This window comes from Aquirufa regiilacus, assembly GCF_032470275.1.
Classification (GTDB): Bacteria; Bacteroidota; Bacteroidia; order Cytophagales; family Spirosomataceae; genus Aquirufa; species Aquirufa regiilacus.
This window is the reverse complement of the sequence record NZ_JAVNWW010000001.1, coordinates 108,148-133,049: the sequence shown is the minus strand read 5'-3', so window position 1 is coordinate 133,049 and position 24,902 is coordinate 108,148. Positions and strand designations below refer to the sequence as shown.

Annotated in this window: 19 protein-coding genes and 1 riboswitch; of the genes, 8 read left to right on the top strand and 11 right to left on the bottom strand. The window is 42.7% G+C overall.

Annotation, left to right across the window (positions count from 1 at the left end):
* Positions 1 to 7: 7 nt before the first annotated feature.
* Positions 8 to 1,114, top strand: coding sequence for a GNVR domain-containing protein (locus tag PQG45_RS00605; RefSeq protein ID WP_316070073.1), 1,107 nt, complete (start codon positions 8 to 10; stop codon positions 1,112 to 1,114).
* 53 nt (positions 1,115 to 1,167) lie between these two features.
* On the opposite strand, the gene infB is transcribed toward PQG45_RS00605, so the two are convergent.
* From infB to PQG45_RS00590, 3 genes are read right to left on the bottom strand one after another with little or no spacing between them, the layout of a single operon-like run.
* Positions 1,168 to 3,900, bottom strand: a complete 2,733-nt coding sequence (gene infB / locus PQG45_RS00600; RefSeq protein WP_315577317.1) for a translation initiation factor IF-2 — start codon at positions 3,898 to 3,900, stop codon at positions 1,168 to 1,170.
* Positions 3,901 to 3,959: 59 nt separating this feature from the next.
* Complete coding sequence (gene nusA / locus PQG45_RS00595; RefSeq protein WP_315577318.1) at positions 3,960 to 5,207, bottom strand: transcription termination factor NusA; 1,248 nt, start codon at positions 5,205 to 5,207, stop codon at positions 3,960 to 3,962.
* Positions 5,208 to 5,225: 18 nt separating this feature from the next.
* Positions 5,226 to 5,765 carry a ribosome maturation factor RimP gene (locus tag PQG45_RS00590; RefSeq protein ID WP_315577319.1) on the bottom strand — a complete coding sequence of 180 codons (540 nt, stop codon included), beginning with the start codon at positions 5,763 to 5,765 and terminating at the stop codon, positions 5,226 to 5,228.
* A gap of 148 nt (positions 5,766 to 5,913) precedes the next feature.
* Between PQG45_RS00590 and PQG45_RS00585 the strand changes: the two genes are divergently transcribed.
* Entirely contained in the window at positions 5,914 to 6,447 is a 534-nt protein-coding gene (locus tag PQG45_RS00585) for a DUF4833 domain-containing protein (protein WP_315577320.1), read from the top strand.
* A 31-nt stretch (positions 6,448 to 6,478) separates the two neighbouring features.
* On the opposite strand, the gene PQG45_RS00580 is transcribed toward PQG45_RS00585, so the two are convergent.
* A complete protein-coding gene (locus tag PQG45_RS00580; RefSeq protein WP_315577321.1) occupies positions 6,479 to 8,419 on the bottom strand; it encodes a TonB-dependent receptor plug domain-containing protein in 1,941 nt (646 codons plus the stop codon).
* Between the two features lie 74 nt (positions 8,420 to 8,493).
* A riboswitch (cobalamin riboswitch) is annotated at positions 8,494 to 8,687 on the bottom strand.
* Positions 8,688 to 8,909: 222 nt separating this feature from the next.
* Between PQG45_RS00580 and PQG45_RS00575 the strand changes: the two genes are divergently transcribed.
* The 3 genes from PQG45_RS00575 to PQG45_RS00565 are packed head-to-tail and all read left to right on the top strand — an operon-like array spanning position 8,910 to position 10,753.
* Positions 8,910 to 9,473 (top strand): DNA-3-methyladenine glycosylase I, encoded by a 564-nt coding sequence (locus PQG45_RS00575; RefSeq protein ID WP_315577322.1) that lies wholly within the window; start codon positions 8,910 to 8,912, stop codon positions 9,471 to 9,473.
* A gap of 3 nt (positions 9,474 to 9,476) precedes the next feature.
* Complete coding sequence (locus PQG45_RS00570; RefSeq protein WP_316070072.1) at positions 9,477 to 10,211, top strand: polyprenol monophosphomannose synthase; 735 nt, start codon at positions 9,477 to 9,479, stop codon at positions 10,209 to 10,211.
* Positions 10,211 to 10,753, top strand: a complete 543-nt coding sequence (locus PQG45_RS00565; RefSeq protein ID WP_316070071.1) for a CopD family protein — start codon at positions 10,211 to 10,213, stop codon at positions 10,751 to 10,753. The genes PQG45_RS00570 and PQG45_RS00565 overlap by 1 nt, the downstream gene beginning before the upstream one ends.
* On the opposite strand, the gene smpB is transcribed toward PQG45_RS00565, so the two are convergent.
* The 4 genes from smpB to PQG45_RS00545 form a co-directional block, all read right to left on the bottom strand.
* A complete protein-coding gene (gene smpB / locus PQG45_RS00560; RefSeq protein ID WP_315577325.1) occupies positions 10,743 to 11,204 on the bottom strand; it encodes an SsrA-binding protein SmpB in 462 nt (153 codons plus the stop codon). The genes PQG45_RS00565 and smpB overlap by 11 nt on opposite strands.
* A gap of 60 nt (positions 11,205 to 11,264) precedes the next feature.
* The gene (locus tag PQG45_RS00555) at positions 11,265 to 11,855 is read right to left on the bottom strand and encodes an OmpH family outer membrane protein (protein WP_315577326.1); all 591 of its coding nucleotides are present in this window, start codon (positions 11,853 to 11,855) and stop codon (positions 11,265 to 11,267) included.
* Positions 11,856 to 11,933: 78 nt separating this feature from the next.
* Positions 11,934 to 12,272: a hypothetical protein gene (locus PQG45_RS00550; RefSeq protein ID WP_316070070.1), complete on the bottom strand. Its 339-nt coding sequence runs from the start codon at positions 12,270 to 12,272 to the stop codon at positions 11,934 to 11,936.
* Between the two features lie 4 nt (positions 12,273 to 12,276).
* Positions 12,277 to 14,703, bottom strand: coding sequence for a penicillin acylase family protein (locus tag PQG45_RS00545; RefSeq protein WP_315577328.1), 2,427 nt, complete (start codon positions 14,701 to 14,703; stop codon positions 12,277 to 12,279).
* Between the two features lie 129 nt (positions 14,704 to 14,832).
* On the opposite strand from PQG45_RS00545, the gene PQG45_RS00540 reads away from it, so the two are divergent.
* Both PQG45_RS00540 and PQG45_RS00535 read left to right on the top strand, forming a co-directional pair.
* Positions 14,833 to 15,762: an isoaspartyl peptidase/L-asparaginase family protein gene (locus tag PQG45_RS00540; RefSeq protein WP_315577329.1), complete on the top strand. Its 930-nt coding sequence runs from the start codon at positions 14,833 to 14,835 to the stop codon at positions 15,760 to 15,762.
* A 3-nt stretch (positions 15,763 to 15,765) separates the two neighbouring features.
* Positions 15,766 to 17,577, top strand: a complete 1,812-nt coding sequence (locus tag PQG45_RS00535) for a glycosyltransferase (protein WP_315577330.1) — start codon at positions 15,766 to 15,768, stop codon at positions 17,575 to 17,577.
* A gap of 75 nt (positions 17,578 to 17,652) precedes the next feature.
* On the opposite strand, the gene PQG45_RS00530 is transcribed toward PQG45_RS00535, so the two are convergent.
* From PQG45_RS00530 to xylA, 3 genes are read right to left on the bottom strand one after another with little or no spacing between them, the layout of a single operon-like run.
* Positions 17,653 to 18,312 carry a DNA alkylation repair protein gene (locus tag PQG45_RS00530; RefSeq protein ID WP_316070069.1) on the bottom strand — a complete coding sequence of 220 codons (660 nt, stop codon included), beginning with the start codon at positions 18,310 to 18,312 and terminating at the stop codon, positions 17,653 to 17,655.
* Entirely contained in the window at positions 18,309 to 20,969 is a 2,661-nt protein-coding gene (locus PQG45_RS00525; RefSeq protein WP_316070068.1) for a glycosyl hydrolase, read from the bottom strand. The genes PQG45_RS00530 and PQG45_RS00525 overlap by 4 nt, the downstream gene beginning before the upstream one ends.
* Positions 20,970 to 20,987: 18 nt before the next feature.
* Positions 20,988 to 22,316, bottom strand: coding sequence for a xylose isomerase (gene xylA / locus PQG45_RS00520; RefSeq protein WP_316070067.1), 1,329 nt, complete (start codon positions 22,314 to 22,316; stop codon positions 20,988 to 20,990).
* Positions 22,317 to 22,489: 173 nt separating this feature from the next.
* Here xylA and PQG45_RS00515 point away from each other — a divergent pair, with 173 nt between their 5' ends.
* Positions 22,490 to 24,829, top strand: coding sequence for a M1 family metallopeptidase (locus tag PQG45_RS00515; protein WP_316070066.1), 2,340 nt, complete (start codon positions 22,490 to 22,492; stop codon positions 24,827 to 24,829).
* Positions 24,830 to 24,902 lie beyond the last annotated feature (73 nt).

Genomic DNA, 24,902 nt, shown 5'->3' with positions numbered 1-24,902 from the left:
AAGCTACATGAACGAACAAAACGTCCCCCAGCCTACCCATTCGGATGAAATTGCAATCAATTTTTCTGAAATCTGGAATGCTATTGTTAAGTACAAACTAACCCTATTACTTGTAACGGTCATCTTTACAGCAGCAGGTGCATTGCTATCACTAACACTTGATAGTGAATATGAATCACAAGTGAAATTATTGCCCGAAGTTGATTCGAAACTCGGTGGATCCTCCGGCAGCGGGGGCTTAGGCGGACTTTCGTCCTTGGCTGGTTTAGCCGGAATTAATTTATCGGGCGCTATGGCCGGTTCGGAGGTCATCCAACCAGCGATGTATCCTGAAATTGTTCAAAGCATCCCATTTTTACTCGAACTTAGTCAATCTCAAGTGTACAATTTGAGACAAAAAAAGTTCCAAAAATTGGCCGACTACCTCAAGCAAGATAATTCGAATGCGCCTATTCCCATCTTCAAAAAAGATAAAAGTCAGGCAGCGAATGATCTTGAAAATATCACGGTTCCCAAAGGGGTTTTGAGTCCTGATTTAATCAACATTTCCAAACAAGAATCAACTTCACTGAAAGAATTGAGAGAGGCCATTAGCGTGGAGGTTGACAAGAAAAATAATTTAATCAAAATCACCGCCATCACGGGAGACCCAGTCGTTTCAGCAAATTTGGCTAATTTAATCTTAATTCAACTCAGAAAATACATTGTTCAATACCGGACTGAAAAGGCAAGAAAAGAGTTAGATTTCTTAATGGATCGCCAAGCAGAAGCCCGCAAACGCTATGATCAATCACTATTTACACTTTCGAATTACAAAGATCAGAATCGAAATGTCTTTTTGAATGTTGCCAAGGACCAAGGAAAGAAATTACAATACGAGGTTGATTTAGCCTTTAATGTGTATTCGAACTTAACGAATCAAACGACGGAGGCTAAAATAAAATTACAGAAAGAAACGCCGGTGTTTAAAGTATTAGAACCCGCTCAAATCCCCTTGAAACGTTCGAGCCCCAAACGAAGCCTCATCACGCTGGGAGCGATGTTTCTTGGCTTATTCGCATCACTCGTTGGGCTCTTTCTAAAGACAGCCAACATGCGTGAAATATTCGCATAAAAAAAAGCCGTCAGTCAATCGACGGACGGCTTTTTTATTTATTAACGTCTTGCTTATTTCAAGGTACGTTTTACTTCTTTCATTTCGTAGCACTCTAAGTGGTCGCCTACCTCTAGATCATTAAATCCTTTGATCGACATACCACACTCGTAGCCAAATTTCACCTCAGCCACATCGTCTTTGAAACGCTTCAATGCTGAAATCTCTCCGTCATGTATCACAACAAAGTCACGAATGACACGAATTTTATGTGCACGTTTCACAGTACCATCCAAGACATAACATCCTGCTACTGTACCAATCTTCGTAATTTTAAATACATCACGCACCTCGATATTCGCCGTGTTAACCTCTTCAAACGCAGGAGCCAACAATCCTTCCATCGCAGCTTTGATTTCATCAATTGCCTGATAGATAATGGAATAATTACGAATTTCAATTTGCTCGGATTCCGCTAAACGACGTGCGTTTTGCGAAGGACGAACTTGGAACGCAATAATCACCGCATCTGATGTAGAAGCTAATGCCACATCCGACTCAGATACTTGACCTACGCCTTTGTGAATAATACGAACCTGAACTTCTTCTGTCGACAATTTCAATAATGAATCCGAAAGGGCCTCCACAGAACCATCCACGTCACCTTTAACAATCACGTTCAACTCACGGAATGTACCAATCGCCTTACGACGACCAATCTCTTCTAAAGTAATGTGCTTGCGGGTACGCAACGATTGCTCACGCAAAATTTGCTCACGCTTGTTGGCTATTTCACGCGCCTCACGCTCGTTTTCTAAACAGATTAATTTATCACCTGCTTGAGGTGCTCCATTTAAACCAAGTACTTGTACCGGTGTAGAAGGACCCGCTTTTTTAATCTTATTTCCGTGGTGATCAAACATGGCCTTCACACGACCGTAATTGTCGCCTGCTAACATCATGTCACCTACGTTCAACGTACCATCCTGAACCATCATCGTCGTTACATAACCACGACCTTTGTCCAACTCCGCTTCAATCACCGAACCGATAGCTTTCTTTTTAGGATTCGCTTTCAAATCAAGCATCTCAGCTTCCAACAATACTTTTTCAAGCAAGTCGTTGATACCTAAACCTGATTTTGATGAAATCTCTTGGCATTGGTATTTACCACCCCAATCTTCCACCAACATATTCATGGTCGCTAATTCTTCACGTACTTTATCCGTGTTAGCGCCATCTTTATCTACTTTCGAGAATGCAAAGACAATCGGAGCACCTGCAACCATCGCATGGTTAATGGCTTCTTTTGTTTGCGGCATGACCGAGTCATCCGCTGCAATCACGATAATAACAATATCCGTCACTTTCGCACCACGCGCACGCATCGCCGTAAAGGCTTCGTGACCCGGAGTATCCAAGAACGTAACTTTCTTTCCTGATTCAGTCTCAACAGAATATGCACCAATGTGCTGCGTGATTCCACCGGCTTCACCTGCGGTTACTTTTGACTTACGGATATAATCCAAAAGGGATGTTTTACCGTGGTCAACGTGACCCATGATCGTGACGATCGGTGCACGTGGAACTAAATCCGCTGGATCATCTTCCACTTCCTCTTCAACGGCATCAATTTCTTCTTCCGCTGAAATGAAGTTCACTTCATAACTAAACTCATCTGCAATGATGGTAATCGCCTCCGCATCCAAACGCTGGTTGATCGAAACGAACATACCCAAACTCATACAAGTTGAGATAACCTCGTTGACCGAAACATCCATCAATGAAGCTAAATCACTCGCCGAAACGAATTCCGTTACCTTCAAGACTTTTGCCTCTTCATCTTCAGCCATTTGGCGTGCTTCTTCAGCATCCGCACGTTCACGACGTTTTACACGACGCTTATCTGCACCAAAACTTTGTTTATTAGTCGCTCCTTGAAGGCGCGCCATCGTAGCCTTGATTTGCTCCTGAATATCCTTATCCGAAAGTTCCTCGCGAGGTCCTCCTGGTTTAGCTCCGGGAACAGGCTTTTTACCAAAATCCTTTTTATTATTGGCAGCATTCGGATTATTAGGTCGTTGTTCATTGACAACAGGCTTTTTCTCCTCTTTAACAATACGCTTACGCTTGTGCTTGTTATGGCTATCACGGCCGTTATCAACGGGCAATTCAATTTTACCTAAAACCGTTAAACCTTTCAAGGTCTCTCCTTTCGCTTCGATCAATTGAATGTCCTCCACAACGGGAGCCGCTGGAGTAACAACAGGTGCCACGGGTGCAACAACAGCTTCAACAGGCGCAACAGGCGCTTCCTCGACTGGCTTTTCTGCTACAACGGGCTCGGGAGTTTTCTCCACAACTGGCTCCGGTTTCGGTGCTGGTTTTGGAGGTACAGGATTACCCTTTTTGTCCAAATCAATTTTACCTAAAACCTTAAGGCCAACTTGCTTTTCAGCTACAGGCGCAGGCGTTTCTTCCTTCACCACAGGTACTTCTGGAGCTACTTCCTTCACAGGCTCTGGAGCAACTTCTACTACAGCAACCGGCTCAGGTTTCTTCTCCTCAACCACGGGAGCTGGCACGACAAGCTCCTCAACAATCTTCTTAGGAGCCTCCTCTGTTGCCAACAAATGGTTTGCACCATATTCTGCTGCCAACAAACTCAATTGCTCGTAATTAAGCTTTGCGTTCGGGTTATTATCGACTTTATGTCCTTTAGCAGAAAGAAACTGTAGGATCGTAGACGTTCCCATGTTTATTTGCTTTGCTACAAGACTTAATCGCATTGTCTTCTCTTCTGCCATATAAATTACTAAATACTTATGCTTTCAATTTAAAATTCTTACTCGATACAGCGTTATTCTTATTCAAACTCAGAACGTAAAATAGCTAAGATCTCCTCAATGGTTCCCTCTTCTAATTCCGTTCTACGCTCTAATTCTTCTTTAGATAAAGCCAATACTTGCTTCGCTGTATCCAATCCAATTTTATGAAGCTCATCCAAAATCCAAGCCTCAATCTCATTGGAGAATTCTGTCAATTCTACATCCTCATCATCCATCTCTTCTTTCGGTACATCACGGAATACATCAATTTCATATCCCACTAATTTACCAGCCAATTTGATGTTTTGACCTCCACGACCAATCGCCATAGAAACCTGATCTGAATTCAAATAAACCGAAATACGACGACGCTCCTTGTCAATTGCCATTGAATTTAACTTCGCTGGGCTTAACGTACGCGCCACCAATAACTCTAAATTATCTGTGTAGTTAATCACGTCAATATTCTCATTCTGTAATTCACGAACAATGCCATGAATACGAGAACCTTTCATCCCCACACATGCTCCTACTGGATCAATGCGATCATCGAATGACTCAACAGCCACTTTCGCACGCTCACCTGGTTCACGAACAATTTTACGAATTGAAATAGTACCATCGTAGATCTCAGGTATTTCTTGCTCGAACAAACGCTCTAAAAATACAGGGGAAACACGAGATAAAATGATACGTGGTGTACCATTTGACATCTCAACTTTATGAATAACGGCACGAATCGTCTCACCTTTCTTGAAACGATCTTTTGATATCATTTCACCTTTCGGTAACACCAATTCATTGTCCTCATTATCTAATAAGATCAATTCACGACCTAAAATTTGGTAAACTTCCGAAGTAACTAACTCCCCTACCAAATCCTTGTACTTATCATGTAAGCCTTCTTTCTCGATATCTTTGATACGTTGAATCAAGGTTTGACGAGCCGTTTGAACAACACGACGACCGAAATCCTCCAATTTGATCAATTCAGCTACCTCTTCACCAATCTCAAAATCTGGCTCGATCAATTTAGCTTCCGCCAAAGGTATTTTATCAAAATCCCAAATATCTTCTGAGTTATCGTCCACGATTTCGCGCGTACGCCACATCTCTAAGTCACCACTTTCGGGGTTGATAATGACATTGAAATTTTCATCGGAACCGAATTTCTTGCGAATCATCGTACGAAAAACCTCTTCCAAAACCGAAATCATTGTCGGCTTGTCAATGTTCTTCTCCCGAGCAAAATCTGAAAATGACGAAATTAATTCAACACTGTTCATTGCTATCCTTACGTTTTTTTATTGAAATGAAACTTGTACTCTTATTTTATCTATCGCTTGCAAACCAAAAACCGTTGGTTCCTTTGCTACAACTTTACGATGCTTAACCGTCTTCTCCGTCAACACCTGAATGGAATCTGCCGTATGTCCCTGCAATGTTCCCATCACCGTTTCTCCGTCCTTCAACCATACTTTTACCGTACGGCCTGCATTCTTTTCAAACTGCCAACCCTGTGACAAAGGAAAATCCAGTCCTGGCGATGAAACTTCTAAATTATAAGCTTCCTCAATCCAAAGATTTTCCTCCATGTGATGGGCCAACTTCCGGCTCATCAATGCGCAAGCATCTATGGTAATTCCTTCCATGGTATCAACAAGAATGGTCACCAACGAACGCTTGAGTCCCTTGCTTACCGACAAATCCACTAAAAATATAGGACCATCACCGATATACTCCTGAATCCAACCGTTAATCTTTGTTTTTAAATCTTCCATCAATACCTTGAAAACAAAAAGAGGGATTAAAAACCCCTCTTCTTTCTTAAATTTCCTTGGCAAAGGTAGGCATTTTTTTCCAAAATGCAACATATCGGCATAAAGTAGCGGCTATCTGACCAAGTCCATGTTCTTTTTGTCCAAAATATTTCACTAATTTCGAGACCAAATTTACCGGCTTACCCAACTTTACCTACCCACAACTGCTTGTATGAATCGCTTCTCCCTGCTTGTTCTTTTCCTTTGCTCAGGACTTAATTCCTTAGCAAATCCGGCTGAACGATTCCCCACCCCACCTGACTCCCCCATCAGACTTTTCTATATCCAACGAAGCTCGAACGCGAATACGGTTGTTTATGATGCTAATTTATCTTCAAGTAAAACGCTGAATGCAAAAGATCCCGTTCATACTTATTGGATTCGTTATGGCGAAAGAGGTCAAAAAGAAGAATTAACAACCATCCAGCGAACATTAGCTTACGGCCTTTATACAAACGCAATCAACGCGGAATCAAACGCATTTGAAGGATACTTTCTCGCATACCGCAAACGTAAATTCGTAGTCAAACTTGACGCACGAGGCACACCCATTGCCCTATTTCCGATCAACGGCAAATTACAGATCCTTAAACGTGTATATGTCAGTGTTGACGAAAGCCACATGATGCCTTCCGTCAACTACATCGACCTGTACGGAAAAGACCCCGTGACCGGCAAAGACGTTTACGAACGTTTCAAGCCTTAAAAAAAATAGCCCCTTTCGGAGCTATTTTCAGTTAAAAAGTGCCCAATAAACTAAGCTGTACATTGCGCGGCTGCCCCGAATACCCATATTGTTCGACGGGCCTTTGATTCAATACATTTTTCATCAAAGCCTGTAATCGCCAATGTTTATGGAACGAATACGTGGATTGCAATTCCGTCCATACATAACGCCCTAACGTCACATCTTGCGTTTGATAACTCGCATCATCATAATAATAATCGGTACGTTCCCCCACATATTGGGTATATATACTCGCCGACCACCTTTTCGTCAATTGCTGGTTTAGACGCAAGGAGACCTGGTGCTTAGGTCTGCGAATCAACGATGAAAAAGTCGAATCTTTTCCATTGATTACCTGATTCATCTGCCCATCTAAATAGGTGTAAGCTAATTCTGTGGAGAAACCCTTCCAAGCATAGCGCGCTTCTAATTCAAGTCCCTTCGTATTTTGCTTAGCTACATTCATGTAGCGCCCATAAGGCTCTTCCATAATCGATTGGAATATAATCCCATCTTGAACATCCTGCTGGAAAGCGACTAAGCGCACAGTAAACTTTTCCAACTGCTGTTCGAATCCAGCTTCAAGTGTTTTTCCATATTCTGCTTGTAGTGCTTGATTACCATAAGGTGAATAAAGTTGATACAAAGATGGCGCCTTGAAGCTACTGTAATAATTAGCAAACAACTTTCCTTTGGGCCAGACATAGGCATATGGATTCACATGGTAAGTAAAATTAGTGCCATATAAGGAATGATTACTCAATCGGCCACCTAATTCTAAACCCCAGGCATCTGCTTGATGCTTTTCAAATGTCAAATAACCTGCAACCAATTGAATGTTGGCCAAAGAGGCCGCTAATGCAGGTGAATCATAGCGTCCGTATCCACTAATCGAAAAATCCGTTTGCGTCGTTGCTTGATTTCGGTACTCGACTCCAGCTACCGTTTGAATTGAAGCCGGCAAACGCCATTTCACATAACTTTCAGCTCCTTGATTTAAACCCACATAGGCAGACTCGCTGTAATTAGAATAAGCATTCGCCGGAATATCAGTCGAGTCATTGCGAAAAAAGCGATGAGTGATATCTTGAAACACACGAACAAACAAATCACCCCGCACAAATTGTCGGTGAAATTGCGCTCGAAAAGCATGATTTGAAGCTTTTGCTGTATAATCACGTTCATCAATCATCGGCCCGCCATCTAAATCAGCACGATAAAATTCACTTTGGTAATATAAATCCCAGTCTGAATGCTTACCTACTGTACTCCCTACATTGACACGAATGTTTTGTTGGCCCATCCCATCCTTTTCTTCTTGATTTGCTGCAGCTGAAAACCCTTGTGTTTGAAAATTTTTCAAGCCAAGACCCAAATGTAATTTCTTGATTGTTTTCTGGATTTGAAATGCCTCCGCATGTGTACCTAAGCCACCGCCATGAAGGCTAATGGAGGTGCCCGATTTACGGGTAACTAAATTAATAACCCCCGCCATCGCATCGGAACCATACAAGGTAGATTGTCCACCTTTCATAATTTCGATACGTTCCAAACTTCCCAGATCAATTAAATTCCAATCCAAGACAGACGAAATATGAGAAGGGTCGTTGGCAGGAAAGCCGTCAATTAAAAGCAATACATTTCCTGTGTTTGCTCCCCGAACATAAACTTCTTGATTACTACCTGGAGCACTTCGAGCCCCAACAATGGAAATACCGACACTTTCTTGCAGCAATTCCCCCAAGTTTTTCCCGATACTTCGTTGGATCTGCTCTTGAGAAATCACCGTAATCACCTTGCCTGTTTGGGCCAATTTACTAGGATACTTGGAGGCTTTCACTTGAACTTCTGTTAATAAGGAATCCAGGCGAATAGCCGTTTTCGCTGCATACAAACTTGGTAGGCATGCGAATGAAAACGCTGTTATAAGCGTCAATCGAATGTTAAACATGTTTTTACCCCATTGGGGCGATCAAATAAAAAGGTAATCGAACGCTCGGCCCCATCGCATCCTCCGTGATACAAGGTCAAGAATTATTCAAGGCAGGTCTCCTGACTCAATTCCGTTTCTTTTCTGCCTTCCCAGCCGAAGCCAGTGACCTGAGATGAAAAGCATTTTGGAATTTCACAGTTGCGGGGACAGTTTTAGCTTTTAACTAAATTCCCTATTAAGTAACATACGTTGACACATACGATACACCCTAAACTGTCACAAACTTAACGATAAACTGATAATAATGCATGGTCTTGTGGCAATGAATAAAAAATTAGCAATTTTTGCACATGGACTTATATCCCCAGGTTTTTAACTTGGGAATCCCAAGGCAAAAACCTAGGACTAGAAAACAAACCCCATAACCCCAGGATTTAACCTGGGAATTTACCCCAAACCCCATAACCCCAGGTTTTAACTTGGGGATTACCCTAAACCTAATCACCACATGAACACACCCGCACGTTGCATCTGGCCTGGAAACGACCCACTCTACATCGACTACCACGACAACGAATGGGGAGTACCCGAACACAATGACCCAAAACTCTTCGAACTATTAATCTTAGAAGGATTCCAGTCGGGCCTATCCTGGATCACCATCCTGCGAAAACGAGAAAATTTCCGAGCGGCTTTTGTTCAATTCGATGCACAAACATTAAGTATGTGGTCAGATGCCCAACTAGCCCAATGCCTAGAAAATTCAGGAATCATCCGAAATCGGTTAAAAATCGAAGCGGTTCGGACGAATGCACGCGCTTTTATCCAAATTCAGGAAAAATTTGGTAGCTTTGACCGATTTATTTGGGATTATGTAGAGCAGCATCCCATAACAAATCAGTTTACCGAGCAAAAGGATTTACCCGCTCAAACAGACTTGTCTGTTCGCATCAGTAAAGATCTCAAGAAATTAGGTTTCAAGTTTGTGGGCCCTACCATCTGTTATTCTTTCATGCAAGCCGCAGGGCTCGTAAACGACCATTTAACAAGCTGTTACTGTTACAAGAAATAACCTATGAATACGCGGATCGTCATCATTCCGACTTACAATGAGATCGAAAACATTCAAGCCATCATCGAGAAGGTGTTGAGCTTAGAACCTATTTTTGATCTGTTAATTGTGGATGATGGCTCTCCTGATGGAACGGCGGCGTGTGTTAAAACACTCCAACAAGCCCATCCCGATCGCATTCATTTACTGGAACGAAAAGGGAAATTAGGTTTGGGGACTGCCTATATCGCAGGCTTCAAATATGCCTTAGCAAAATCTTACGAATACATTTTTGAGATGGATGCCGACTTTTCGCATAATCCAGATGATCTGATTCGTTTATATGATGCATGCGCAAATCAAGGAGCGTTTATGTCGATTGGTTCACGGTATATCAATGGCGTAAATGTGGTCAATTGGCCTATCGGACGCGTTTTGATGTCCTATTTTGCTGGATTTTATGTTCGATTCATTACCGGCATGCCGATTCAAGATGCCACGGCGGGGTTTGTTTGTTACCGAAGAAAGGTACTTGAAACGATTCCTTTGGACCAAATCAAATTCATTGGCTATGCATTCCAAGTGGAAATGAAATTCACCACATGGAAATACGGGTTTAAAATGATTGAGGTACCCATTATTTTTACAGATCGCACCAAAGGCGAAAGTAAAATGTCGGCAAATATCTTTAAAGAGGCGATATTTGGGGTGATCCAGTTAAAAGTCAACAGTCTATTCAAACGCTATCAGGCCAACTAATGGATTATAATTTCCTTAAATCATTGCACATTATATTTGTTGTGAGCTGGTTCGCAGGATTATTCTATTTGCCGCGGCTATTGGTTTACCATGTCGAGGCACAGGAAAAGGATGCACAAGCGAGGGAAATACTTTCGAAGCAATTCGAGAAGATGGAAAAATTGCTTTTTAATGCCATCATGATTCCTGCCATGTTTTTAACATGGATTACGGGTTTGAGCATGATTTACTTAACTTGGTGGGATTCCTTCGGTTCGCACACCTGGCTTCATTTGAAATTATGCTTTGTTGTGGGAATCACGATTTACCATTTTGTCTGCAGACACCTCATCCGAAAATTTCGGGCATCCGAATTCATCTTAACAGGTGGACAATTGCGCTTGTTCAATGAGATTGCAACCATTTTATTAGTTGCTGTGGTATTTTTGGTCATCGCCAAAAACACATTCGACATGTTGATGGGCATGGGCGGTTTCATCATCTTTGCCATCGTGATCATGGCAGCCGTGACGATCGTCAAGAAAATTCGATCTAACGCATAGAACGATCCATTTCACGCTTGATATCCTTTTCTTTGATATCATCTCGCTTATCGAACGTCTTCTTACCTTTCGCTAATGCGATATTCAATTTGGCATAACCCTTATCCGAAATAAAGAGTCTGGTAGGGATGATGGTTAGACCCACGTTTTTCAACTCCTTCTGCAATTTGGCTAGTTCTCTTTTCGAAAGTAAGAGCTTGCGATCGCGCAAGGGATCGTGGTTGAAATGCGTTCCCTCATCATACATGGAAATGTGCATGTTCCGAACAAAAAGTTCGTCTTGAAAGAAAATACAATAGGCATCCGTTAGGTTAGCCTTTCCTTGTCGGATCGACTTGATTTCCGTACCGGTCAAAACAAGCCCTGCCGTGAAGGTATCCAAGAATGCATATTCAAAGGATGCCCGACGGTTTTTAATCTCGACTTGTTTTTGGATTTTATCCTTTGCCATGTGATTAGAAACAAAAAAGCCACACAGCAAGACTGCGTGGCTTCCTTCGTACTTGTAAAACTATTTCTCAGCTTTCTTCGCTGCGTATTCTTTATTCAAACCGTCAACCAACTTCTGAGTAACGTCAACAGATGGATCAGCAAATAAAATACCACCACCGATTTTTGAATAACCTAAAACGAATTCGTATTTATTTTCTTTGTTCACCTTCGCGATATACTCACGAATGTTGTTGTATAATTCTTCGTTTTTCTTTGCTTGCTCTTGGCCTAATTCTGCCTGCTTTTGTTGTGAATATTGTTGCAATTCAGCACCTTTCTTCTTCAAGGTCATATCAGCAGCTTGCAATTGCGCTTGCGTCATCGCAGCAGCACGTTGTTGGATTGCTTGTAATTCACCTTGTAAAGCACGTTCTTTTTGACCTAAGTCAACTTGTAAACGGTATCCTTTATTTTCAAATTCTTTTTGAGCGTCTTTGTAAAATTGGTAATTCGTCAACAATGAATCTGAGTTAACAAAAACGATACGCTTTCCTTCAGCGGTTACGCCTGCTCCTGCAGAACCAGCACCTGTCGTAGGCTTGAAGAATGAATAAGCGACAGCGAGCGTTAAAACTGCTAACCAAACGTAAGATATACTTGAATTTTTCACGGGTTTAATTTTAATTATAAATGGATTTAATGGTAAATATACAATCTATGCTTTGATTGTCCTAAATTTTTAAAAATTCTATCGCAATCTAGCCCCCGCCCAAGCCCAAAGACCTAGCAGGATTCCTCCGATAAGTCCAGTAACCAAATAAAGCAAAGCGACACTTCCCTGCAGCGGCAACAAAGTAGCCATCCGAACGGGCAAGGCATTAGGATTCGAATAAGTTAACCACCAAGCGGAGCCACCCCAAAGCAAAAACCCAGAAATAAAACCCGTTGTAAATGCGCTTTTCGTGGGAAAACGCAACAAAAAGGCTAAAATACCTGCTTGAATTCCCATGGCATACCAGGGTAAATACAGACCCACGAGCGCTCCTACGAGGATAAAAATGATGATACGTATTGTATTGCTTTGCATGATTTTATTTTGATAAAGTGATTGTCTTACGAATACGACTCGATGATTGATTCGCATTATCTAGGTATAACAGTGGGCGAAGTTCTCCTTTTGCCCATGTATCGATCAAGTCATCGTAATGCGCACTACCCGGATTTCCGGATTGTCCACCTGGGTAAACGCCATAGGCTTTCGGATTGCCCGTTTTCGACAATTCCACAATAAATCGCCAAGACGGTCCTGTTTTGGTCGTGGATGCATTCACAATGGAACCTCCCCCACCGATCGGAATATTTAAACGACTTAAGGCATCCATGCCTGGAATCAAATGACGAACACCAGTCTGTTTGTGTTTGTACCAAGCCCAATCTGCCCCCAAAGCTCCATGCTGTTTTACTAATGTATCTAGGGTTGCCTGGAAAGAAGTTGAAATAATCTGATCCATCGTTTCCTTTTGCCCTTGAGTTTTGACATTATCCCACCAACGAGCATTTGCCTCATGTTCGATCATATGAATGGTACGATCAATGGAAGGACGATTCATCGGAATCTTTTCATCGGATGCAAACTCATCATCCCATAAAAAAGCTTGTAAATTGAGCACCCATGTCTCAAAAATCGTTGCACCAATGGACTCAGGTGCATTTTGCAAATTCCACGATTTCAATATACCCAAGGCCTTGTCCGTTGATTTCACAGAACGCATCAACAAGGGCAATAATTTTCGAGCGCGAATATTCATGTTATCATTCTGTAATCCGCGCAAGGAATCAATCGTCACTTTTTGCATAGCTGCTAAACGCTCATTAATTCGGCGACCACGCTCAGAGGGGGCATATTGCCAACCCAAGTAATACGGATAGCTCGGATCTGTAGAAAATTGATTCGCAGAACTTACAAATCCGCGTACCGGATTTTTCACATGTGGATTATGCGCCTGTGGAATGTAACCTTTCCAGTCGGCCGCTGCATCCGTCCCATCCATCAAATACTTGCCTTGCAACTTCGATTTCAACGGAAACTTCCCATTGACCCAAAGCGCAATGTCACCTTCATTACTTGCAAACACAAAATTCTGTGCAGGCGCTGAAAAATACCGTAATGCCTCTGTGTAATCCGTGTAGTTTTTGGCACGATTCAAGCGATAAAAGGTCGTTAGCTCTTGTGATTTCTCATGGGCAATCCAACGCAGAGCGTGCCCGACCGGGATATTGGATTTAAACGCCTTTTCATGACTCAAATAAACAACGGGACCATGGTGGGTAAAGAAAACGGTGTCCACAAAATCCTTTTTGCCCTTAATTTTAAAGGTCTCAATGCGCAATTTGGTTTTCTTCCATTGGCCATCATGCCAGTATTCCAATTTAGCCGCATCCTTGAATTTTACTTGATACCAGTCTAATACATCAGACCCAACATTGGTTACTCCCCACGCTATGTTTTTATTGAAACCCGTGATAACGTTCGGAGTTCCTGGCATCGTAGACCCATACACATTAACACCCGGAGCTACCAATTGCACCTGGTACCAAATTGAAGGTAAAGACAACGTTAAATGCGGATCATTTGCCAAAATAGGCATACCTGAAACGGTCTTGTTTCCAGCAACAGCCCAGTTATTCGAGCCAATATTCGGGTCTTTTTCAGGCGTCTTCATGGCACTTCCTAAACCCATAAAATCTTTCGGAGCCGCAGGAATAGGCACGGGTTTGAAATCGACAGGAGATCCAGCAGGGATGATTGGGCTCTCCTCAAACGGATAATTCGGGAATAAATCTTCTGCCACTTCCCGACCGTATTGACGAAGGATGTTAGTCATTTTTAAATCATCCGTACCGGACGCTAACACAAATGACATATTTTTCAGAAACAAGGCACTTTTAATGGGTGTCCATGGTTCTGGTTTATAATTCAATAATTTGTATTCCAAAGGCAATTCACGTTCAGAAAGCGAAGCTATGTAGGCGTTGATCCCCTCCGAATAAGCCTCCAAAGCCACCTTGGCTTGTGGGTCTTGTTTCATGCCTTCAAAAGATTGTTCGGCACCATAAACGGAACCCATGCGGCGTTGAAATTGATCTGAAGCGAGCCCTTTTTCACCTACAATTTCAGAAATTCGACCACCGGCAAAATGCGTCTGAAACTCCATTTGCCACAATCGATCTTTGGCCGTCACATAACCTTGCGCTAAGAATAAATCATGGTCATTTTCAGCAAAAATATGCGGAATGGCCATCTCATCGTAAACAATTTTGACTGGCTTGATTAAACCTGGAATTTTCAACTCCTCTTCACTCATTTCCTCCGAGCCAGCTAGCTCAGCATTAATCCAAAACCCGTGATAAGGACTTAATAATTTACCAAAAGGCGGGATGGTTCCCCACGAGCGATCCCAACCAATTGTCACTAGAATAGCTAAAATCAGTGGAATAATAGATTTAATGAATTTCATTTGTTGATATAAATAGGAGATTGATGATTTTTCAAAGAATTTTTTCTATTTTAGAAAGACAATTTTACGCAATAGTTATACAATCAACAAATAAATTATCTTTAAATAAATTTCGCTAATTCCCCATCCATGAGAAGAAGATCATTTTTGCAAACGGCAGGTTTACTCGGTGTTGCAAGCACAGTTAACATCCAAAATCCTGAACCGATCATCATCGCAACCTGGAAAAATGAAGCGGGAACGAAAGCGGGATATGATAAAATCTTACAAACAGGCAAGGCGCTGGATGGCGTGGAAGCTGGCGCTTGGGTTCCGGAAGCAAATCCGGAGGAAACAACGGTTGGCTACGGCGGTTACCCAGATCGGGATGGTCACGTAACCTTGGATGCCTGCATCATGGATCATTTGGGTAATGCGGGTTCCGTTACTTTTTTAGAAGGGATCATGCACCCTATTTCGGTCGCTCGGGCCATCATGGAAAAAACACCTCATGTCATGCTCTCCGGAGAAGGAGCCTTACAATTTGCGCTGGCACAAGGATTTAAGCAGCAAGATTTATTAACCGAGAAATCCCGTAAAGCATGGGAGGAATGGAAAAAAGTAGCCAAATACGAACCCAAAGTTAATATTGAACGTCACGACACCATCGGACTTCTCGCCCTGGGCAAAGCGGGGGAAATTGCAGGTGCCTGTTCTACGAGTGGCATGGCCTTTAAGATGCATGGCCGCGTAGGTGATTCACCGATCATCGGTGGCGCTGTTTTTTGCGACGATGAAGTCGGCGGAGCCTGTGCAACCGGACTAGGGGAATTCGTGATGAAAACCTTAGGGTCCTTTTTAATTGTCGAATTTATGCGTCAAGGGATGACCCCGCAGCAAGCGTGCGAGGCGGCCATTATGCGAATCGTCAAGCGTTACAAATACCAAGAATTCCAAGTGGGATATTTGGCAATCAATAAGAAAGGGGACGTGGGAGCCTATTCCATTCAAAAAGGTTTTAGTTATACGATTACCAAAAACGGCAAGACTCAAGTCATTGAGAGTGCCTCATACATGTAGTTTATGGAGAAGAAAGTAGCCGAAAAGAAGAAGTTTTTAGTGGAAGTTGCCTGGGAAACCTGTAACCAAGTAGGCGGCATTTACACCGTTATTCGAACCAAAGTCCCTTCCATGGTGGAGAAATGGGGCGACGATTATTTGTTATTAGGCCCCTATTTTCCTCAAACGGCTGCCGCTGAATTTGAGGCCTTACCTGTAACGGATGACTCGCCGGTCGGACGTGCCATTTTAACCATGCGTGCGATGGGCTACCAGGTTCATTATGGAAATTGGCTCATCACAGGTAAACCCAAAATCGTCTTATTCGACATTGCGTCCATCTATGATCAAGTAGATGAAATCAAAGGGAAAATCTGGGATAACCACAAAATCTCAACCTTAGGGGTAGAAGAATTGGTCAACCAAACTATCGCACTAGGTGAACTTATTCGCATATTCTTAACACAATTCGCGACAGAAAATAAATCGAAAAAAGACATCGTCGTTCATTTCCATGAATGGATGGCTTCGACGTGTTTACCGGATCTGAAAAAAGATAAGGTCAAAGTTTCTACCGTTTTCACCACGCATGCGACCATGCTGGGCCGTTACCTCGCAGGAAACGTTCCGAATTTTTATGACGTGTTGGACTCGTTCAATTGGCATAAAGAAGCCGTGCATTACGGTATTGAAGCACAGGCGTCCTTCGAACGTGCCGCAGCGCAAAAAGCAGATGTATTAACCACGGTTTCCGACATCACCGCCAAAGAATGTGTTGCATTTTTAGGTCGGATACCTGAATTGATTTTACCCAATGGCTTGAATATCCAACGATTCGCCGCCATGCATGAACACCAAAATCTTCACTCGCTCTACAAAAAGCGCATTTCGGATTTTGTTATGGGGCATTTCTTTCAAAACCAGGCATTCGATTTAGATCAAACACTTTATTTATTTACCTCGGGGCGATTTGAATATTCAAACAAAGGATATGACATCACACTCGATGCCTTGGAAATACTGAATCGCAAAATGAAAGAATCCGGTTCTAAAAAAACCGTGATCATGTTCTTCATCACCAAGCAACCTTATCATTCCATTGACCCAGAAGTCTTGCACTCCCGTGCGGTTTTGGATGAGATTCGCGAGAACTGTCAAGCGATTCAGAAGGAAGTAGGCGACAAACTTTTCGAAGCTGCCGCTTCATCGAACGACTTGCAATTGCCCGATTTAAATCAATTTGTAGATGAATATTGGCGTTTACGATTACGCCGTACCGTACAAACTTGGAAAACGAATGCAAGACCGAAGGTAGTCACCCACTTGCTAAAACAGGAAGATGATATCATCCGTAATTTGCATCGCACACAATTGTTAAATAATGCAGATGATAAGGTGAAGGTGGTGTATCACCCCGACTTCATTGTTTCGACGAACCCATTATTTGGCTTGGATTATGGCCAATTCGTGCGTGGTTGCCACTTGGGTGTCTTCCCTTCATATTACGAGCCTTGGGGCTATACGCCACTAGAATGTATGGCGCGTGGTGTGCCTACGGTCACATCGGATCTTTCCGGCTTTGGGGATTACATGATGCAAATTATGCGCGACTACGAGCAATGGGGAGTTAGTGTTGTGAATCGGAAGACGCAGAATTATCAAGAAGCAGCCGAGCAATTAGCGAACATGTTATTCAAATTCACCCAACAAACCCAGCGCGATCGAATCACGCAACGTAATCGGGTAGAAAGTATTGCCGATACGTTTGATTGGTCTAATTTACGCGGCTATTACGATACGGCACATGAACTAGCCGTATTAAAAAAGCGAAAATAGATTATCAGTTTTAGCGCTTCGAAAAAGCTTCATTCTCCTTACCTTTGGCAATCCTCCAAGGTTTGCCAAAGGTACTTAGGAAATGTGCTTCAAAGCCTCCCGTTTCGACAAAGGCATCAGTTTATGTTCTTCCACAAATGCGCGTACCCAATCGGCATCCGTCCGCGCATATTGCCGCAAAGCCCAGCCAATCGCTTTCTGAATAAAAAATTCTTTGGACGTGTTCAAAGACAAAATCACTTGACGCAACAGCTCTAAATCCGTTTGGCTTTTGTAATTCAATTGAAATAGAATACAAAGTCGTTGATGCCAGAAAATAGGCGATTGCATCCAACGAGCTACCCACATATCACGTTGCTCAGGAAACAATATAAAATAATCACTCAACACTTTGGGAGAGAGCACATCCACAACATCCCACCACGTTTTTTCATCCACCCAGCGGTCAATGAGTTCCGGTATACGTGAATCCCAGGATTTCTTGGCCTTCAACATATATTCCATGGCGACATACTGAAACTCGCGTTCCGGCATGGCAAACAATTTCGAACAGACCTCAAACCAATCTTCCCCGCGGCCATACTCCTTATAAATTGCTTTAAAAACAACGCCACGTTCTGGCTTTTTGATCCCAATAAATGGATATTGGTCACGCATATACCAGCGCATCCAATAGGCATTCTCCGGATTATCTAAGGCATAAAATGCCTCCTTGATGGCGAAAACAAAATTCATCGATTACTGAAATATAATTCCCCTGAAATCCCACTCGGCGTCACGGCCCATGTGGATGCATCAAAAGGTTTGTATTGAATATTTACAAAATTTATCTCATAAAAGTTCTTCCAATTGAATTTCGCACGATCTAGTTGGCGAATTCGATTAGCTGATACATTCATCACCTCCAGCTCAATGTGATTTTTCTCCTGCAACACCCCGGAAGGAATTGTCAGTTGGTAAGGCAATGACCAAATCAGCCCTAAATCTTTCCCATTCATTTTCACACGTACCCAATCGCGAATTTGATCAACATGCAAAACCTTGGCTTGCGGAATCTGTTCAGACAATAAATCAAAATCAAATGCATAAGTTCCTTTTCCCCAGTAGTCCTGGGTCGTTGAATCTTCCGTCCAAAACTGCATGGATTCCATGGTTTGAGCAGGCAATATACGTTGAGGGAACGTCAATTGAATTTGGGTACTCGGGACCAAAGGCGTAAAAACCTTCGACGGTATTTCCGCAGGAATCGCTTTTTTTAGTACAGGAATCGAACGAACGAGCAAACTTTGGCCAGGAGCTAATTGCAAGTAGAATTGCTTGTCCTTACGCAAAATGGGTTTCCGAATTTCGCCCGTGAGCGGATCCTCTAACTCAACTCCGGCATTGATTTTTGCCAATCTAACCAAACCATCCGAAAACTTATTCGAAAGATTTGCGATAAAATATTGTGCACCAGCGGCAGACTTTTTCCGAATAAAGGAAATCCTTTGATCCGCAATTGGCTCTCTCGTGACACGGTAGCGCTCAAGTACATTGATTGGATCAGAAACCCAATGCATTAACAAAGTCTCTTTGGCAACAGCCCATCGATTTTTCTCATCTGATGTCAAACCAAACGAATTGACCTGTAAAGGCAAGTGTTCGAGAAAATAAACAGGCATACCTTGTTTCACCCATTTGGCCCATAATTCCATGGTGGCCAACGAAACATAATGTGCAGCAGGGATTAACAGCACTTTGTATTCCGCACCTGATTTAGTTTTCCAGGTTCGATTAGACGTAGGCTGTAGTTCAGCCATCAACTGATCGGATATGTAATCTACTTGGTAACCCTTGTTTTGCATGTGCTCCGACCAGTGACCAAAGGACGTATTCTTCATCCAATCACGGCTATTCGCATGCAAATCCAATGGATGCGTTTTCCCCAAACCATTTCGATCGTGCCAAATATCCTCCATGGGAAAATACATCAAGACATCCGAATCCGTTCGGTTCGCTTGCAACATTTTTTGACAGACATCAATGTACTGATTCAAGGAAGGCAGAGCTTCCCAAAAATGACTTTGGGGATTGAAGTTTGTACTTGCATAAAATAGCCAGCCTGGCCAGGCCACCTCAGGTGGTGAATAGGTCGCGCCATGAAAAAACAAATGATTTACGCCACCGATAAATACTTGGTCGACCACCGGCTTTACTTGGGCCAGCGAGACCTTAAAATGATCTCCTAACCAGGTCGTTGTTTCAGAGGAAACCAATTTCTTTCCAGTCAAATTAGCAGCCGAAGAGGCTAATTTTAAATTGCGGACATCGGGTATGCCAAAACGAACACTATCATAATCTGGATCCATGGGATAGCCAGGAATATCGAAAGGTTTACTACCAAAAAACTCCGTTTCGGGGATATCTACCGCCGCATATAAATCCAATAAATTCCCAGGTGAACCATGCGCTTGGTTCCGACTAACAAAGCCCATTTGCTTTATCCAAGCGGCAAAGGGCTGTGTAAATTCAGTCATCAACAAAGACGACAAGGTACGATGATAATCCGCCCAAATGGCATTTTCATCCTCGGTTTCCGCTTTTGGCTTAGCCAGGACATCCAAATGCTTCCGCAAATCGTAGTGATTCAATTGCTCAAATGTCTCAAACAATTTCGGAGTATAGTTTGCGCCATACACCTCATAGGAATCATTGTACAAAGCCCGCAAAGGAGTTTGAGCTTGCTTAAGCAAGGGCACAAATTCGGTTCGATAATGTTCAAAAGCGGTTTTGGAAAAATGATCGATAACTAAACCTTCACCCCCTGGGGCCGCTCGCTTTACTTGTTGGCCCGTCCCCTGCTCAACCAACACATAAATCGTAGCGCCCTTTGGCCCAGCAGTATAGTGGCTTACGTGCGCCTGGATTAATTCTTGCTCAAAATTCCCCTCCACAAACACCGAAACGGCCTGAACATCACCAATTGGCATTTGAAAAGATTGATTAGGGGAAAGTGTAAGGGTTTCAAGTTGGTAACGTTTCGCGGCATCGGATGCGCTCACATGGGCACCTCCGAGCGGCCAACCGGTACCCAAGGTCATGTCGATGCCTAGATGTAAACGATGAGCTTCTTTGAGTACAAAAGAAAATTTCTGCTTCCAAGCTGGGCCTAGGTAGGTTAAAAAAGAAGATTCATAGCCTTTGGCACCATATATGGGAATAATATGCAGGCCGCCAAAACCAGCCTTGGCAAAAGCCTCCAAATTATGCGTAATTCCCTTTTCGGTCACCGCGCTGCCGGGCCACCACCAATACGCCCAAGGCTTAGAAGTAGAAAAAGCAGCAGGAGTCTGAGCTCCAGCTGCTTTTCCGATAAAAAAGAAAATGATAAACAGGTATGCGAAACGTCTCATAACCCGAATGTCGTTTTTTTAGACAAAACGACCTAACAAATTCTCCAAATATTCTTGCTTTCCTGAGATCATGGCAGGCTCGCCAATCTCCACAGCAATTTGGTATAAATCTTCTAATTTAAGCTTGCCAACCTCAAAATCAGCCCCTTTACCCGCGTTAAAGCTTGCATAACGCGCAGCTTTCAAACGATCCATTTCACCGTGATTCGCTAATTTGTCAGCGATAATCAAGGAACGAGCAATTGTGTCCATACCACCAATGTGTGCGTAGAATAAATCCGCAGCATCCGTTGAATTACGGCGACGTTTCGCATCGAAATTGATACCACCGCCAGCTAATCCACCTTGCTTCAAGATGATTGACATCGCTTCCGCCCATTCGTAAATATCGGTAGGGAACTGATCTGTATCCCAACCATTTTGATAGTCACCTTTATTCGCATCGATGGAAGCCAACATGCCCGCATCCGAAGCCACTTGGCATTCATGTGCAAACGTGTGACCTGCCAAAGTCGCATGGTTTACTTCTAGGTTTAATCCAAATTCAGATAATAAATCAAATTCACGTAAGAAACCAATAACCGTTGCTGCATCATAATCATATTGATGCTTTGTAGGCTCACAAGGCTTAGGCTCAATGAAGAACTTTCCTTTGAAACCATTGCGGCGTGCGTATTCAACACAGGTATGCAACATACGAGCAAAATGCTCACGCTCACGCTTCATATCCGTATTTAACAAGGTCATATAACCTTCGCGACCTCCCCAGAACACATAACCATCTCCACCTAACTTGATTGTTGCATCGATGGCACCTTTCAATTGAGCACCCGCATGCGCCACAACTTCGAAATTCGGATTTGTAGAAGCTCCATTCATGTAACGCTCATTGGAGAACAAATTGGCCGTTCCCCACAATAATTTAACGCCACTTTCTGCTTGTTTTTTCTCAAAGATATCCGAGATGAATTTCACACGATCCGTAAATTCTTTGGGATCATTATGTCCTTCAATCGCGTCCACATCGTGGAAACAATAAAAAGGTGCACCAATTTTCGTAATAAACTCAAATGCTGCATCAGCCTTATCAGCGGCACGTTGGCGTGCATCCGAAGCAACATCCCAAGGATAATGATGCGTTCCTGGACCAAAAGGATCTGCGCCATCGCCACAGAAGGAATGCCAATAGGCAATCGCAAAACGCAAATGTTCCTTCATCGATTTCCCCGCAATGATACGGTTCTCATCGTAATAGCGAAATGCTAAGGGATTATCTGACTCAGGGCCTTCAAATTTGATTTGACCAATCCCTTTGAAATATTCTTTTTGTCCAATTAATACACTCATGTGATTCAAAAATTAGTATTATTTTTTGCTTGATAAGGTCCAAAACTACAAATTCTCCGAATGAATCCAAATGCTTTTGCTATTTTTTTTAGCATAGTATAGCACAGTGCATTATATATATATGGTATGATTCTAATTTGTTTTTTCTATTTTTGAAAAAATACTACTTCATTATGCAAAGACTCGTTAAACTAAGTTTGTTGATAATCATCTCATTACCAACATTTGCTCAAACAGCATTTAATGCAAACGGACGATTTGAACAATTAGAATCGACCCTACCAACCCCTAATTCATACCGCACGGCGAGTGGATCACCCGGAAAAGAATATTGGCAACAACGCGCTGATTACGATATCAAGGTTGAATTAGATGATATCAACAAAAAAATCACAGGAACGGAAACGATTACCTATTTCAATAATTCGCCAGACGAACTTCCTTATTTGTGGATTCAGCTCGATCAAAATGTTTTCGAAAAAAATGCTGCTAGTAAAACGGGCGATACCGGTGAGATAAAAACAGGCATAAGTTCTAGAACGTTTAACGATCTAACAGATACCCGTGATTATGGTTACAAAATCACGGCGGTGAAAGACGTTAAAGGAAACCCAATACGCCATACGATAAATCAAACGATGATGCGTATCGATTTACCTACCCCGGTAAAATCAGGAGGTTCTGTAAGCTTTAACATCGAATGGAATTACCTAATTACTGAATATTTGAGTCGCTCAGGGTATGAGTTTTTTGCCAAAGATGGCAATGCCAATTATTTCATTGCACATTGGTTCCCTCGCATGGCCGTTTACAACGATGTATATGGCTGGCAGCACAAACAATTCCTAGGACAAGGTGAATTCACATTGAACTTCGGAAATTATAAAGTTGCAATCACGGCTCCAAACGATATGGTTGTAGGAGCTGGTGGCGAATTACTCAACCCGAATCAGGTAATGTCGTCAACGCAATTAAAGCGTTGGGACAAAGCAAAAACGGCAACGCGCCCCGTGGAAATTGTGACACAAGCAGAAGCTGAAGCGGCTGAAAAAGGAAAGCCAACAGGTAAAAAAACTTGGGTATTTAAGGCAGACAATGTTCGTGATTTCGCATTTACAGCTTCACGCAAATTTATTTGGGATGCCTTACAGGTGGATGTAGAAGGTAAGAAAGTATGGGCGATGTCATACTACTCGAAAGAAGGAAATCCACTTTGGGGAAAATATTCAACGATGGTCGTAGCGCATACACTACGCTCTTATTCGAAAAGAACCGTTGCCTATCCATATCCCGTGGCGATTTCATGTCATTCGACCTTAGGAGGAGGCATGGAATATCCCATGATCTCTTTTAATGGCGGTCGGCCAGAAACGGATGGAACCTACACGGAGAATGTCAAAAACGGCATGATCGGTGTGATTATTCACGAAGTGGGACACAACTTTTTCCCAATGATTGTCAATTCAGATGAGCGTCAATGGTCTTGGATGGATGAAGGATTAAATACATTTTGTCAATTTATAGCCGAACAAGAATGGGATCGTAATTTCCCTGCGCGCCGCGGAGATCCACAAAATATCGTACCATACATGCGCTTGGATTCGAAGAATCAAGTCCCTATTATGGCAAATTCAGAGAACATCATGGATTTTGGGAATAATGCGTATGCTAAACCTGCAACGGCATTAAATATCTTACGTGAAACGGTGATGGGTCGCGAATTATTTGATTATGCATTTAAAGAATATGCACGTCGTTGGGCATTTAAGCAACCCTATCCAGCGGATTTCTTCCGTACCTTGGAAGATGCATCAGGCGTGGATTTGGATTGGTTTTGGCGCGGCTGGTTCTACGGAACAGAGCCGGTTAACCAAGCGATCGAAACAGTGGAATGGTTTGGGCTAGATAATATGGATCCAGTTGCGAAAAAGGAAACAGAAAAAGCGAAAGCCGTTGCGAAACAACAAACCATAACGAACATCCGTAACAAAACAGAAATAACTTCCACTTTTGTTGAAGAAAATCCTGATTTAACCGATTTCTACAATACGTATGATCGCTTTGCGACAACAGAAACGGAAAAGAAAAAGTACCAAGATTACCTAAGCGGCTTATCGGCAGACGAGCGTAAGTCCATCACAGAAGGCAAAAATCTGTATGTGGTGAATTTCAAAAACAAAGGCGGATTGCCTATGCCAGTGATTGTCAAATTAAATTACGAGGATGGCACGGAAGAGGTATTACGTTTCCCGGCTGAAATTTGGCGCTTAAACGATGTACAAGCTAAGAAAATCATTCCCACAACAAAGAAAGTGGTCAGGTGGACATTAGATCCATATTTTGAGATTGCTGACATTGATACGGAAGATAACGCATATCCGCGCGAGCCAGCTCAACCGACGCGTGTACAATTATTTAAAGCACAGCCGAGAAGCTACAGTGGAGGCCAAAATCCTATGCAGGAGGCTCAAAATGCCAAAAAATCAGGAGCTGTCACCGGTTCGAAAAACTAGCAAGTGGGTAAACGCTGACGGGGTTAGAAACCCCGTCAGCGTTAGCAAAAATCAGTTTTTAGATGCAAAGCAC

Coding starts and splice junctions, on each gene's coding strand:
- PQG45_RS00605 (WP_316070073.1), top strand. CDS start 8: ATGAACGAACAAAACGTCCCCCAGCCTACCCATTCGGATGAAATTGCA.
- infB (WP_315577317.1), bottom strand. CDS start 3,900: ATGGCAGAAGAGAAGACAATGCGATTAAGTCTTGTAGCAAAGCAAATA.
- nusA (WP_315577318.1), bottom strand. CDS start 5,207: ATGAACAGTGTTGAATTAATTTCGTCATTTTCAGATTTTGCTCGGGAG.
- PQG45_RS00585 (WP_315577320.1), top strand. CDS start 5,914: ATGAATCGCTTCTCCCTGCTTGTTCTTTTCCTTTGCTCAGGACTTAAT.
- PQG45_RS00580 (WP_315577321.1), bottom strand. CDS start 8,419: ATGTTTAACATTCGATTGACGCTTATAACAGCGTTTTCATTCGCATGC.
- PQG45_RS00575 (WP_315577322.1), top strand. CDS start 8,910: ATGAACACACCCGCACGTTGCATCTGGCCTGGAAACGACCCACTCTAC.
- PQG45_RS00570 (WP_316070072.1), top strand. CDS start 9,477: ATGAATACGCGGATCGTCATCATTCCGACTTACAATGAGATCGAAAAC.
- PQG45_RS00565 (WP_316070071.1), top strand. CDS start 10,211: ATGGATTATAATTTCCTTAAATCATTGCACATTATATTTGTTGTGAGC.
- smpB (WP_315577325.1), bottom strand. CDS start 11,204: ATGGCAAAGGATAAAATCCAAAAACAAGTCGAGATTAAAAACCGTCGG.
- PQG45_RS00550 (WP_316070070.1), bottom strand. CDS start 12,272: ATGCAAAGCAATACAATACGTATCATCATTTTTATCCTCGTAGGAGCG.
- PQG45_RS00545 (WP_315577328.1), bottom strand. CDS start 14,703: ATGAAATTCATTAAATCTATTATTCCACTGATTTTAGCTATTCTAGTG.
- PQG45_RS00540 (WP_315577329.1), top strand. CDS start 14,833: ATGAGAAGAAGATCATTTTTGCAAACGGCAGGTTTACTCGGTGTTGCA.
- PQG45_RS00535 (WP_315577330.1), top strand. CDS start 15,766: ATGGAGAAGAAAGTAGCCGAAAAGAAGAAGTTTTTAGTGGAAGTTGCC.
- PQG45_RS00530 (WP_316070069.1), bottom strand. CDS start 18,312: ATGAATTTTGTTTTCGCCATCAAGGAGGCATTTTATGCCTTAGATAAT.
- PQG45_RS00525 (WP_316070068.1), bottom strand. CDS start 20,969: ATGAGACGTTTCGCATACCTGTTTATCATTTTCTTTTTTATCGGAAAA.
- xylA (WP_316070067.1), bottom strand. CDS start 22,316: ATGAGTGTATTAATTGGACAAAAAGAATATTTCAAAGGGATTGGTCAA.
- PQG45_RS00515 (WP_316070066.1), top strand. CDS start 22,490: ATGCAAAGACTCGTTAAACTAAGTTTGTTGATAATCATCTCATTACCA.